The 12,967-nt window shown below is 57.4% G+C and carries 10 protein-coding genes; 9 read left to right on the top strand and 1 reads right to left on the bottom strand.

Annotated elements, in window-relative coordinates:
• Positions 1–9 precede the first annotated feature (9 nt).
• The 7 genes from lpdA (at position 10) to rluB (ending at position 7,495) form a co-directional block, all read left to right on the top strand.
• Positions 10–1,452, top strand: coding sequence for a dihydrolipoyl dehydrogenase (gene lpdA / locus FPL19_RS15340; protein WP_150913728.1), 1,443 nt, complete (start codon positions 10–12; stop codon positions 1,450–1,452).
• Between the two features lie 75 nt (positions 1,453–1,527).
• On the top strand, positions 1,528–2,694 hold the full coding sequence (sucC, locus tag FPL19_RS15335; RefSeq protein ID WP_150913726.1) for an ADP-forming succinate--CoA ligase subunit beta: 1,167 nt from the start codon (positions 1,528–1,530) through the stop codon (positions 2,692–2,694).
• The gene (gene sucD / locus FPL19_RS15330) at positions 2,694–3,566 is read left to right on the top strand and encodes a succinate--CoA ligase subunit alpha (protein WP_150913724.1); all 873 of its coding nucleotides are present in this window, start codon (positions 2,694–2,696) and stop codon (positions 3,564–3,566) included. The genes sucC and sucD overlap by 1 nt, the downstream gene beginning before the upstream one ends.
• 143 nt (positions 3,567–3,709) lie before the next feature.
• On the top strand, positions 3,710–4,924 hold the full coding sequence (locus tag FPL19_RS15325) for a tryptophan--tRNA ligase (RefSeq protein WP_191965298.1): 1,215 nt from the start codon (positions 3,710–3,712) through the stop codon (positions 4,922–4,924).
• 34 nt (positions 4,925–4,958) lie between these two features.
• Complete coding sequence (locus FPL19_RS15320; RefSeq protein ID WP_150913722.1) at positions 4,959–5,795, top strand: segregation and condensation protein A; 837 nt, start codon at positions 4,959–4,961, stop codon at positions 5,793–5,795.
• Positions 5,796–5,827: 32 nt separating this feature from the next.
• A complete protein-coding gene (gene scpB / locus FPL19_RS15315; protein WP_150913720.1) occupies positions 5,828–6,490 on the top strand; it encodes an SMC-Scp complex subunit ScpB in 663 nt (220 codons plus the stop codon).
• A 33-nt stretch (positions 6,491–6,523) separates the two neighbouring features.
• Complete coding sequence (gene rluB, locus FPL19_RS15310) at positions 6,524–7,495, top strand: 23S rRNA pseudouridine(2605) synthase RluB (RefSeq protein ID WP_150913718.1); 972 nt, start codon at positions 6,524–6,526, stop codon at positions 7,493–7,495.
• A gap of 10 nt (positions 7,496–7,505) precedes the next feature.
• Here rluB and FPL19_RS15305 read toward each other — a convergent pair whose 3' ends face one another.
• A complete protein-coding gene (locus FPL19_RS15305; protein ID WP_150913716.1) occupies positions 7,506–8,438 on the bottom strand; it encodes a GGDEF domain-containing protein in 933 nt (310 codons plus the stop codon).
• A gap of 272 nt (positions 8,439–8,710) precedes the next feature.
• Between FPL19_RS15305 and FPL19_RS15300 the strand changes: the two genes are divergently transcribed.
• The gene (locus tag FPL19_RS15300; protein WP_150913714.1) at positions 8,711–9,394 is read left to right on the top strand and encodes a GntR family transcriptional regulator; all 684 of its coding nucleotides are present in this window, start codon (positions 8,711–8,713) and stop codon (positions 9,392–9,394) included.
• Between the two features lies 1 nt (position 9,395).
• The gene (gene smc, locus FPL19_RS15295; protein WP_150913712.1) at positions 9,396–12,893 is read left to right on the top strand and encodes a chromosome segregation protein SMC; all 3,498 of its coding nucleotides are present in this window, start codon (positions 9,396–9,398) and stop codon (positions 12,891–12,893) included.
• The last annotated feature ends 74 nt before the right edge of the window (positions 12,894–12,967 follow it).

Genomic DNA, 12,967 nt, shown 5'->3' with positions numbered 1-12,967 from the left:
GGGTTAACTATGTCTGATAAGTACGACGTCATTGTCATTGGTGCAGGTCCCGGTGGCTATGTCGCTGCCATCAAGGCAGCACAGTTGGGGCTGAAAACGGCCTGCGTGGAATCCTGGACGTCTGAGGACGGTAAGAGCCAGGTACTGGGCGGCACCTGTCTGAACGTGGGCTGTATTCCGTCAAAGGCGCTGCTGGAGATTTCTCACAAGTTCGAGGAAGCCAGCCACGATTTCGATATGCAGGGCATCATCGCCAAGGATGTGAAAATCGACCTTGGGAAGATGATGGAACGCAAAATGGGGATCGTGAAGCAGCTTACCGGGGGTATCGGAGGGCTGTTCAAGGCCAACGGCGTTACCTCAATCCATGGTCATGGCAAGCTGCTGGCCAACCGCAAGGTCGAAGTCACCGACAAGGATGGCAAGGCCACCACTTACGAGGCCGATAACGTCATTCTGGCCAGTGGTTCCAAGCCGATCCAGATTCCACCTGCGCCGTTCGATGGTGAATACATTGTTGACTCCGAGGGCGCCCTGGAATTCGATGAAGTGCCCAAACGGCTTGGCGTGATCGGTGCCGGTGTAATTGGTCTGGAGTTGGGTAGCGTCTGGGCACGCCTTGGCTCTGAAGTGACCATGCTGGAAGCGCTGGACACTTTCCTGCCGGCAGTAGACCAGCAGGTAGCCAAGGACACGCTGAAGCAATTCCAGAAAAAAGGCCTCAACATCCACTTGGGTGCCCGCGCTACCAGTGCTGAGGTCAAGCGCAAGCTGGTCAACGTGACTTATGAAGATGCCAAGGGCAAGCATGAGCAGAAATTCGACAAGCTGATTGTCTGTGTTGGCCGCCGGCCCTATACCGACAACCTGCTGGCCGAAGATTCCGGCGTGCAGATGGATGAGCGTGGTTTCATCTACGTGGATGATACCTGCAAGACCGAAGTGCCGGGCGTCTGGGCAGTTGGCGACGTGGTTCGCGGGCCGATGCTGGCGCACAAGGCGTCCGAAGAAGGCGTTATGGTTGCAGAGCGTATTGCCGGGCACAAGCCCCAGGTCAACTATGACTGCATCCCCAATGTTATCTACACCTTCCCGGAAGTTGCCTGGGTCGGAAAGACCGAGGAAGAGCTCAAGTCCGAGGGTGAAGCCTACAAAACCGGTGTGTTCCCGTTTGCAGCAAATGGTCGCGCCATGGCCGCGAACTCGGCGGCGGGCATGGTCAAGATCATTGCAGACGAAAAGACAGACCGGATCCTTGGCTTCCATGTGGTTGGTCCACAGGCCTCAGAAATTGTGGCCCAGGGCGTGATTGCAATGGAGTTTGGCTCCAGCGCAGAAGATCTGGCGTTGACCTGCTTTGCGCACCCAACGTTGTCTGAGTCCGTCCATGAAGCGGCACTGGCCGTCGACAACGGGGCGATCCACGTCGCCAACCGCCGCAAAAAGAAGTAACGCGAATCGGAAAAACAGGGGGCGCCAACGACGGCGCCCCCCTGCTATCCTCCACCAAATAGCGGGACATAAACTATGAATTTGCATGAATATCAGGGCAAACAGCTATTCGCTGAATATGGCCTGCCGGTATCCAAGGGCATCGCCTGTGATACGCCAAAGGAAGCGGTTGCGGCCGCTGACGAGATCGGGGGTGATGCCTGGGTTGTGAAGGCTCAGGTACACGCCGGTGGCCGCGGTAAAGCCGGCGGTGTAAAGCTGGTCAAGAGCAAAGACGAAATCCGTGCCTTTGCCGAGCAGTGGCTTGGCAAAAACCTGGTGACCTACCAGACGGACGAGCACGGCCAGCCGGTCAGCAAGATTCTGGTTGAATCCCTCACGGATATTGATCAGGAACTCTACCTGGGTGCCGTTGTCGACCGTGGCAGCCGCCGTATTGTTTTCATGGCGTCTACCGAAGGCGGCGTTGAGATCGAGAAGGTGGCTGAAGAAACGCCCGAAAAGATCCTCCGGGCCGAGATTGACCCGCTGGTAGGTGCACAGCCTTACCAGGGTCGGGAACTGGCCTTCAAGCTGGGCCTTGAAGGCAAGCAGATCGGTCAGTTTACCAAGATCTTCCTGGGCCTGGCCAAGCTTTTTGAAGAGCGCGACCTGGCACTGCTGGAAATCAACCCACTGGTGATCACACCTGCTGGTGACCTGCACTGCCTGGACGCCAAGATTGGCGTGGATGGCAATGCGCTATACCGCCAGAAAAAAGTCCATGAGATGCACGACCCGTCACAGGAAGATTCCCGTGAGGCCGAGGCGGCCAAGTGGGAGCTTAACTACGTGTCGCTTGAAGGCAATATCGGGTGCATGGTGAACGGTGCTGGGCTGGCCATGGGTACCATGGACATTATCAAGCTCTCCGGCGGCCAGCCTGCCAACTTCCTGGACGTTGGCGGCGGCGCGACCAAAGAACGCGTTTCCGAAGCGTTCAAGATCATCCTGTCCGACTCGAACGTTAAGGCGGTTCTGGTGAACATTTTCGGTGGCATCGTGCGCTGCGACATGATTGCCGAAGGCATCATCGGTGCGGTGAAGGAAGTGGGCGTGAAGGTTCCTGTTGTGGTTCGCCTTGAAGGCAACAACGCTGAGAAGGGTACCCAGGTACTCGCCGACAGCGGCCTGAACATCATTGCCGCTACCAGTCTGTCGAATGCGGCAGAGCAAGTCGTTAAAGCCGCAGGGGGTAAATAATGAGCATCCTGATTAACAAAGACACCAAGGTTATCTGTCAGGGCTTTACCGGCGCACAGGGTACCTTCCATTCAGAGCAGGCCATTGAGTACGGCACCAAGATGGTCGGTGGCGTTAGCCCCGGCAAGGGCGGTACCGAGCATCTGGGCCTGCCGGTATTCAATACCGTGCGTGAAGCGGTGGAGAAAACCGGTGCTGAAGCCACGGTTATCTACGTTCCGGCCCCTTTCTGTAAAGATGCCATCATTGAGGCCGCTGATGCAGGTATCGAGCTGATCGTCTGCATTACCGAGGGGATCCCTACCATCGACATGCTTTACGCCAAGGAATATGTGGACCGTAAAGGTGTTCGCATGATCGGGCCGAACTGCCCGGGTGTGATCACTCCGGATCAGAGCAAGATCGGTATCATGCCTGGCCACATCCACCAGCCTGGCAAAGTGGGCATCGTGTCCCGCTCCGGTACCCTGACCTATGAAGCGGTCAAGCAGACCACCGACTTCGGTTACGGCCAGTCGACCTGTGTGGGCATTGGTGGCGACCCGATTCCGGGCTCAAACTTCATCGACATCCTGCAACTGCTGCAGGACGATCCGCAAACCGAAGCGATCGTGATGATCGGTGAAATTGGTGGCACCGCTGAAGAGGAGGCTGCTGCCTTTATCAAGGCGAACGTCACCAAGCCTGTGGTTGCCTATATTGCCGGTGTAACCGCACCTCCTGGCAAGCGTATGGGCCATGCTGGCGCCATTATTTCCGGTGGCAAGGGCACGGCGGATGAGAAATTCGCGGCACTGAACGATGCCGGCGTCAAAACCGTCCGTAGCCTGGCCGAGATCGGTAAAGCACTGAAGGAAGTCACTGGCTGGTAAACCGGTCAGTTTACATGAAGCCCCCGGGTCTGCCTGTCGGACTTCCGGGGGCTTTTTGTTTATCGCAGGACCCTCATAAGACTATAATGCCCCGTCCGCCTCTAAAAGAAGGCGGATTACCTCTATAAAAAGGAGTTCTTGCTTTGAGTTCTGTAGATTCCCAGCAGCGGATACTGTCCGGAATGCGTCCCACCGGAAAGTTGCACCTTGGCCATTATCACGGTGTCCTGAAAAACTGGGTCAAGCTTCAGCATGAATTCGAATGTTTCTTTTTCGTGGCCGACTGGCATGCGTTAACCACAAATTATGACGACCCCAGCGGTATTGAACACAGCGTTTGGGATATGGTGATCGATTGGCTGGCTGCCGGTGTCAATCCCGGTTCATCCACCATGTTTATCCAGTCCAAGGTGCCTGAACACGCGGAATTGCACCTGCTGCTGTCGATGATTACTCCTCTGGGCTGGCTCGAGCGGATCCCCACCTACAAGGATCAGCAGGAAAAACTGCGCGAGAAAGATCTGGCCACCTACGGCTTTCTGGGGTACCCGTTGCTGCAGAGCGCCGATATCCTGACGTACCGGGCAGGGCGCGTGCCGGTGGGCGCTGACCAGGTATCCCACGTGGAAATTACCCGGGAGATTGCCCGCCGCTTTAACCACATTTACGGTCGGGAGCCGGGCTTTGAAGAGCAGGCGGAAGGCGCCATCGTCAAGATGGGCAAGAAGAACGCGAAGCTCTATCGCAATCTGAAAAAGCGGTATCAGGAAGAGGGCGACATGGACGCGCTGGAGACTGCCCGCGCGCTGCTGAAAGAACAACAGAACATCTCCCTGGGCGATCGTGAGCGGTTGTACGGGTATATTGAAGGCGGCGGCAAAGTCATTCTTCCCGAGCCTCAGCCGCTGCTGACGCCGGAATCGAAAATGCCCGGCCTGGACGGACAGAAAATGTCCAAGTCCTACAATAATTACATAGGTCTGCGCGAGGACCCGGACAGCGTTGCCAAAAAGATCCGTACCATGCAGACCGACCCCCAACGGGTTCGCCGGAGCGATCCGGGCGAGCCGGAGAAGTGTCCGGTCTGGGGTCTACATAAAGTGTACTCCGACGATAAGACGCAGGAGTGGGTTCAGACCGGCTGCCGTTCGGCAGGCATTGGCTGTCTTGACTGCAAGAAGCCTCTGATTGATGCCATCGTGGAAGAGCAGAAACCACTGCACGAACGGGCCGCAGAATACGAAAACAACCCGGATCTTGTACGGGCGATTATTGAAGAAGGCAATGAGCATGCCCGGGATGCCGCCCGGGATACGCTCGATGAAGTCAGGGCTGCCATGGGCCTGAACTACCGCTAGACGGAGTTAAGGGACATTTGCCCCGGGAGATTTCATGACAGAAGAGACCACAGGAAGCCCGCCCTTCGAAGAGCCGGTTGCTGCGGCGGAAGACAAATCGCCACGTGCACGCGTCTCAGGCAAGCCTGTGGTGGATTTTCCCAATGATCTGTACATACCGCCCGATGCCCTTGCGGTTTTTCTGGAGGCGTTCGAAGGCCCCCTGGATTTGCTCCTCTATCTGATTCGCCGGCAGAACATGGACATCCTGGACATCGATGTCAGCGAGATTACCCGGCAGTACATGGACTACATCGGCGCGGTTGAAGCCATGCGCTTTGAACTCGCCGCCGAGTATCTGGTGATGGCGGCGACCCTGGCGGAGATCAAATCCCGCATGCTGTTGCCGCGCCAGGAATCCGAAGACGAGGAAGAAATCGATCCCCGTGCCGAGCTGATAAGACGCCTGCAGCAGTATGAGCGGTTCAAACAGGCAGCCGAGGATATTGATCAGTTGCCTAGGCTGGAACGTGATTCCTTTGCCGCGTCGGCTGCTCTGCCCCAACTCCCATCAAGCCAGACCCATCCGGATGTGGATTTACGGGAAATGCTTTTGGCGTTACGGGGTGTTCTGGCCCGGGCGGATCTGTTTACCAGTCACCATGTAGAACGGGAGCGGCTGTCCACAAGGGAGCGAATGTCCGCGATCCTTGCAATGTTGAATGACGACCAGTTCGTGACCTTCGAAAGCCTGTTCACCGCCGAGGAAGGCAAACTCGGCGTCGTTGTCAGCTTTCTTGCGACACTTGAACTGGTGAAAGAACAGCTCATTGAAGTGGTTCAGGCGGAAGTACTCGGTCCGATTCATGTCCGGGCGAGAGCCGCACGTTAAACCAGGAGCCATCAGCTGGATTTTTAGAGCCTATGAACGAAGAGAATCTCCGGAAAATACAGGCCATCACAGAAGCGGCGTTGCTGGCTGCGGGCCGACCCATGTCCCTGGATCAGCTGCGGGATCTGTTTGACGAGCATGAACGCCCCGCGCGTCAGGTCATGGAGCACGTAATGGTTTTGCTGGACAGTGCCTGCGAGGGGCGCGGGTTCGAGCTGAAAAAGGTGGCCAGCGGCTACCGGTTGCAGGTGCGCGAGGCCTTCGCGCCCTGGGTCGGTCGACTGTTCGAGGAAAAACCCCAGCGCTATTCCCGGGCGCTGCTGGAAACCCTGGCCCTGATTGCCTATCGTCAGCCTATAACCCGAAGCGAAATCGAGGATGTTCGTGGCGTGACCGTCAGCAGCAACATCATTCGCACCCTGCAGGAGCGGGAGTGGGTAAGAGTGGTCGGACATCGGGATGTGCCCGGTCGTCCCGCCATGTATGCCACCACACGTCAGTTTCTGGATTACTTTAACCTCCAGGGCCTGGACCAGCTGCCACCGCTGTCAGAGATCCGCGATCTGGAAGAGATCGGCCGGGAGATCGAAAAGAACATGCAGGCTGAAATTGAGTTCGATGCAGGCTCGAACTCAGACGAGAGCCGGGAGCCCACCGAAGATCCGGGCTCCGAGTCCAACCAAACACTTCACTGACATTGCCACTTCGGCATTCTAAAGGATTTATTCATGGCGGCTGATCGCCCCGGAAAACCGGAATCAAACGCGTCAAAAACCGCAAGCTCTGACGAGCCCGAGCGCATCCAGAAGCTTCTGGCCCGGGCCGGCGTCGGCTCCCGGCGTGAAGTGGAGAGCTGGATCGAAGCCGGACGGTTGCAGATCAATGGCGAGCCCGTCACTCCCGGGCAGAAGGCCTCCATCCGGGATCGGATCGAGCTGGACGGAAAGCGCCTGGATATTGCGGCCGGTGCCGAAGTGCTTCGGCGGGTACTGATCTATAACAAGCCGGAAGGCGAGGTGACCACCCGTCGTGATCCCGAAGGTCGGCCGACGGTCTTCGATCGGCTGCCAAGGTTGCCGGATCACCGCTGGATCGCGATCGGGCGACTTGATATCAACACTACCGGGCTGGTTCTGTTCACCACCGACGGGGAGCTTGCCAATCGCCTGATGCACCCCTCGCGCCAGGTCGATCGGGAGTACGCGGTGCGGGTCTTCGGGGAAGTTGACGATGCCATGATCAAGCGGCTGTCCGAAGGGGTTTTGCTGGAGGATGGCATTGCCCGTTTTACCGACATTTCCGAGGCCGGTGGCAAAGGCATCAATCAGTGGTTTCACGTCACCCTGATGGAAGGCCGCAACAGGGAAGTCAGACGTCTTTGGGAATCCCAGGGCGTGAGGGTGAGCCGTCTCAAGCGGGTGCGCTACGGGTCGGTTTTCCTGCCGAGCAGGCTGACCATGGGAAAATGGGAAGAACTGGACCAGAAAGCGGTTGACGCACTCAGCCGGTCGGTCGACCTTGCACCGGTGGATATCCCATCAAAGACGCCGTCAGAACAGAAAGCGGATGATCGCAAACGTCGAAAGCAGGGCGGACCTGCAAGGCGTAAGCCGGGGACACCGCGTTGGCAGGTAACCGGATCCTCGAATGAGGAACCGAAGTCAGGAAGGAAGGGCACTCCAACGACCCGGCGGGGATAGCCAACCGGGTTCAGTTGCTGGCAATGGCCGCAGACACGCGGGTGCAATTGCGCCCGCCGGCCTTGGCGCGGTATAGCGCTTCGTCAGCCCGCGCCAGCCATTGGCCTGCGTCCTCATCCTGAAGCCGCATCGCAACACCGCAACTGGTGGTCACGTGGATATTCGATTCGCCACAGTTAACCACAATGGTGCTCATGAAATGGCGGATTCTGTCCGCGACTGCCCTGGAGTCACTCTCATTGGTCTGGGGCAGCAGAATGGCAAACTCCTCACCACCAAACCGGTATACCTCGTCCGACGTGCGGATCGCTTTTTGCAGTTCCTTGGCGGCAAGCTGCAGCACATGGTCGCCGACAACATGTCCGTGTTGGTCGTTGATGGCTTTGAATCTGTCCAGGTCACAAAGAATCAGCGAATGTTCCTGGCCGTGCCGGTTCCCGAGAGAGGTGGCTCTTTCCAAAGCATCGTCCATGGCCCGTTTGTTGGGGACCCCAGTCAGCGAATCGGTTAACGCAGCCTGCTCAACGGTGATGTACATGCAGGCATTGCGAATCGGGCAGATAGCGGCGCTGAGAATCAGTTCGATACCTTCAAGCTCTTTCTCGGTGAAGCGCTTCTTGCGGCTGAACGTCAGGGAACCGTAGAACTGACCTTCAAGATTCAGCCGGTAGTCACAGCGGTGTGGCCCGCCCATGCCTGTGGCGTAGACAAAATCCCGCGATGCAATGTTGTGGCGGTAGGTCATGCAGTCAAAGGGAATCACCGAAGCCATTTCTTCCGCGAGCACGCCCATCTGAATCTCAAGACTCAGGGTCGTTGAAAGCCTGCGGGTCAGGCGAGTCAGCACGTCCGGAGATTCGCTCCAGTGCTTGTGCGTTTGCAGCAGCGTCGCGAGCTTGTGGGTATTCTGGGCGGATCTTGGAATGGTCGGAATCTGCTTCACGGTTCTCGGCCTGGTCAGTATTTTCAGTACACGAAGCACAGGCCTTGCCAATATTTAAAACCTGTTTTAAAACAATGTTCTGAACCGGACTTCCAGAGACTACTTGAATGATATCGACCGGGCTGGAACAGCCACTGCCAAAAATCTGGCAAATTCGTTCCGCTGTTAGGTGGCACCGGAAATTCCCGGTAAAAGGATTGGGCTCGACGGTGCCTGTGATAAACTCCCGTGTTTTACGTTCAGGCGTCCATGGAAAGGGATAATTCGCAGCTATGAGGTTTCAGGCCCCCGAAAGTCTGTCGGAACAGATTGCCCAGCACCTTGGCCAGCGGATCGTAACCGGCGATCTGCCGCCAGGTTCCAGGATCCAGGAGCTGAGGGTGGCCGGAGAACTGAACGTAAGCCGCGGATCGGTACGTGAGGCCCTGTTGGTTCTGCAGCGCAGGCATCTGGTGGAAATCTTTCCGCGCCGCGGCGCAGTAGTTTCCCGGCTGACACCGGAACTGGTTAATAGCCTTTATGATATTTATATCAACCTGCTGTGCATGCTTGGCCGCAAAGTGCTCGAACGCTGGTCTGGCAAGGAGTTGACTGGTGTAATGGGGCAGGTCAGGGAATTACAGGCGGTTATCGATGCGCTGAATTCCTCCGACAGTGACGCGGCGGAGAAAGTGATTGAGTCGGGTTTCGGGGTGATGCGATATGCCTATGATCTGGTCGAAAATCCGTTTCTCGAGGAAACCCTTGAGAACTTCAAGCCGGCAATCAGCCGCACCTATTTTGTTGCTCTGGAGAACTTCCGTGACGAACTGGAAGCAACGGCCCGGTTTTTCAGGCAACTTGCGGACGCCGCAACGGCCGATGACCCGGAAAGGCTTGAGCAAGTGATCCGCGAATTCGGCGAACATCAGCGCCATCAGGTACTCAGCATTCTCCAGACAGGGGTGAACGCCTGACATGAGACTCAAGTCCATCAAACTTGCCGGGTTCAAATCATTTGTTGATCCCACCACAGTGCCTTTCCCTACCAATATGACGTCGGTCGTTGGACCCAATGGCTGCGGTAAATCGAACATTATCGACGCGGTTCGCTGGGTCATGGGGGAAAGCTCCGCCAAGTATCTGCGCGGCGAATCCATGACCGACGTCATCTTTAACGGTTCCAGCGCCCGCAAACCGGTCAGCCAGGCCTCCATTGAACTGGTGTTCGACAACAGTGATGGCTCGGCACCCGGTGAATTTGTCCGTTTCAACGAGATATCCGTGCGTCGGCGGGTGTCCAGGGAAGGGCAGTCCGAATACTTCCTCAATGGGTCAAAATGTCGTCGCCGGGACATCACCGATCTTTTCCTGGGCACCGGTCTGGGCCCCCGCAGCTACGCTATCATCGAGCAGGGCATGATCTCTCGCCTGATCGAAGCCAAGCCGGAAGAGTTGCGAGTGTATATCGAGGAAGCTGCGGGTATATCCAAGTATAAGGAGCGCCGCAAGGAAACGGAAAGCCGGATCCGCCGCACCCAGGAAAACCTGGAACGTCTGACCGACTTGCGGGATGAGCTGGGCCGCCAGCTTCAGCACCTTGAGCGCCAGGCCGAGGCCGCCGAGAAATACAAGGCTTACAAGCAGGAAGAACGACGGAAGAAAGCCGAACTGACGGTCCTGCGCTGGCAATCCCTGGACCAGGAGCTACAAAGCTCCCGTACCCGCATTCGCGATACCGAACTGGAACTGGAAAAACACCTGACCGAGCGTGTAAGTCTGGAAACATCTCTTGAGTCACTGCGGGAAGGCCACCAGGAGCGCAACGAACACTTCAATCGGGCACAGGCGAAATACTATGAAGCCGGTGCCGACATCGCGCGGATTGAACAGAGCCTGGAACACCAGAAGGAACGCAGCCGGCAGACTGCGGCAGAACTTGACCAGGCCATGGCGAACCAGCGTGAACTGGCCCGGGAGCTTGAGCAGGACGAGCAGAAACTGACGTCCATCCAGGAAGAACTGGATGAGCTGGAGCCGGAGCAGGAGTCCCTGAGTCTTACGTCTGAGAATTCCGGAGAAAAGCTGCAGCAGGCGGAAGAAGCCATGAGCGAATGGCAGCACCAGTGGGAAGATTTCAGCGCCCGGGCGTCGGATTCCAGGCGTCAGGCAGAGCTCTCCCAGTCCCGCATTCAATCGCTGGAGGCGGCGATAGAGCAGCTTCGTAACCGTCAGCAGCGCATGGGAGATGAACGGGCGCTGCTCGATGGACAGATCGATCGCGACGAACTGGATGACATGCTGGAGCAGCAGGAAACACTGATGCTTCGTCGTGAGGAGGTTGCCGAACGCATTACCGGTTTGCAGGACGATCTTCAGGATGCTCGCTACCAGCAACGGGAAGCGGAGAATGGGGCTACTGAAGCGCGACAGGCGGTTCAGAATTTGCGGGCGAGCCTTGACTCACAGCAGGGCTTGCTTGATGAACAGCTTGGAGGCGAGAACGAATCCCTGAAAACCTGGTTATCCGGTCAAAATCTCAATGACACGGACCGTCTGGCCAAACGACTTCAGATCGACAATGGCTGGGAATATGCCGTCGAACAGGTCATCGGCCGGTTCAGTCAGGGCATGAGCGTGCCCGGTTTCGACCAGTTTCAGGGCGCGCTTTCCGAGGCGCCACGGGGGTTGGCCATCGTCAGTGAGCAGGAAAATTCTTCGGCCACAGGCGACAGCGGCCTCGCCGCGAAGGTGAGAGGCGCCGGCGGCCTTACGTCTGTGCTGGCGCTGGTGGACACCGCTGAAACCCTCGACGATGCGCTTGGACGCCGCAAATCATTGGAGCCTGGCCAAAGCATCATTACCCGCGATGGCGCCTGGTTGTCGAGAGACTGGATACTGATGCCGGACTCCGAGTCATCTCATGTGGGCGTGATTGAGCGTCAGAAAAAGGTCACGGAACTGACCGAACAGCTTGAGGAAGCCGAGGCCCGCCTGGAATCGGCCGAAGCTAAGCTTGAACAGATCCAGGAAAAGGCCGAAAAAGCAGAGGCTGCCCGGGAAACGGCCCAGGCGGACCAGGCGGATATCGACCGGGAACTTTCCTCGCTGTCGTCCCGAATCAGTGGGATACGGGCACGAGCCGAACAGATTGAAGACCGGTTGCAGCGCATTGGCGAAGACATGAGCGATTTGGCCCTGCAACTGGAAGAACAACAGGAGCAACTGCTGGAAGCGAGGGAAGAGTGGCAGCAGGCCCTGGCGCAGACCGAGACCAGCGATGAAGAGAAAGAACAACTGCTGGAGCGCCGTGACAGCCTGCGGGAAACCCTGGACCGACTGCGGCAGGAAGCCCGCCATGATCGTGATCGAGCCCACCAGTTACAGCTCCAGTTGCAATCATTACACAGCCAGCGTGATGGCCTGAAGCAGACCCTGGACCGGATGCAGTTACAGAAGGAGCGGCTGGAGGAAAGGCTGGACTTCCTGCGGGAAAGCCGGGAAACCGCCGAGGAGCCCATCGAAGACCTGCAAATGCAGCTTGAAGGACTACTGGACCGCCGTCTTGCCGAAGAGCAGAAGCTGTCAGTGGCCAGGGACGCCCTGGAAGATATTGACCGGGAAGTGCGGGAGCGGGAACAGGGCCGCAGCCGCGTGGAGCATTTGATCCAGGACGTGCGTGCCCGTCTCGAGAAAGTGAAGATGGAATCCCAGGCCACGGAGATTCGGGCGACCCAGCATCTGGAGCAGCTCAACGAGTTGGACGTGCAGCTGCGGGATGTGATCGACTCCCTGCCGGAGGATGCCTCGGAGCAAAGCTGGTCGGAAGAGCTGGAGAAGATCGGCGCGCGGATTCAGCGCCTGGGCGCCATCAACCTGGCGGCCATTGAGGAGTATCAGGTTCAGAGCGAGCGGAAACAGTACCTCGACAGCCAGAACGAGGACCTGATGGAAGCACTGGAAACCCTGGACACCGCCATCCGCAAAATAGATCGGGAAACCCGTCAGCGATTCAAGGAGACCTTCGACAAGGTAAACGGCGGCCTACAGGCGCTGTTTCCAAAGGTTTTCGGGGGTGGCAATGCCTACCTCGAGCTGACCGGGGAAGATCTGCTGGAGACCGGCGTGGCGATCATGGCTCGACCGCCTGGCAAGAAAAACAGCACCATTCATCTGCTATCCGGTGGCGAAAAGGCGTTGACTGCCATTGCCCTGGTTTTCTCGATTTTCCAGCTCAATCCGGCGCCTTTCTGTATGCTGGACGAGGTAGATGCGCCCCTGGACGACGCCAACGTGGGCCGTTATGCCAATATGGTTAAAGAAATGTCCAAACAGGTGCAGTTCATCTTCATTACCCACAACAAAATTGCCATGGAAATGGCGGATCAATTGATGGGGGTAACCATGCACGAGCCCGGGTGTTCGCGTCTGGTGTCTGTTGATGTGGACGAGGCGGCGGCCCTGGCGGAAGCCTGATTCGATAATGGCTTCGCCATCGCCTGATTACAGATGACAAAACGGCCATCTCGGCCCGGTAAGCGTTGTATTCA

The sequence above is a fragment of the Marinobacter halotolerans genome (assembly GCF_008795985.1).
Classification (GTDB): domain Bacteria; phylum Pseudomonadota; class Gammaproteobacteria; order Pseudomonadales; family Oleiphilaceae; genus Marinobacter; species Marinobacter halotolerans.
Note: the sequence above shows the minus strand (reverse complement) of the source record. Positions and strands in the feature narration are given on the sequence as shown.

Coding starts and splice junctions, on each gene's coding strand:
- lpdA (WP_150913728.1), top strand. CDS start 10: ATGTCTGATAAGTACGACGTCATTGTCATTGGTGCAGGTCCCGGTGGC.
- sucC (WP_150913726.1), top strand. CDS start 1,528: ATGAATTTGCATGAATATCAGGGCAAACAGCTATTCGCTGAATATGGC.
- sucD (WP_150913724.1), top strand. CDS start 2,694: ATGAGCATCCTGATTAACAAAGACACCAAGGTTATCTGTCAGGGCTTT.
- FPL19_RS15320 (WP_150913722.1), top strand. CDS start 4,959: ATGACAGAAGAGACCACAGGAAGCCCGCCCTTCGAAGAGCCGGTTGCT.
- scpB (WP_150913720.1), top strand. CDS start 5,828: ATGAACGAAGAGAATCTCCGGAAAATACAGGCCATCACAGAAGCGGCG.
- rluB (WP_150913718.1), top strand. CDS start 6,524: ATGGCGGCTGATCGCCCCGGAAAACCGGAATCAAACGCGTCAAAAACC.
- FPL19_RS15300 (WP_150913714.1), top strand. CDS start 8,711: ATGAGGTTTCAGGCCCCCGAAAGTCTGTCGGAACAGATTGCCCAGCAC.
- smc (WP_150913712.1), top strand. CDS start 9,396: ATGAGACTCAAGTCCATCAAACTTGCCGGGTTCAAATCATTTGTTGAT.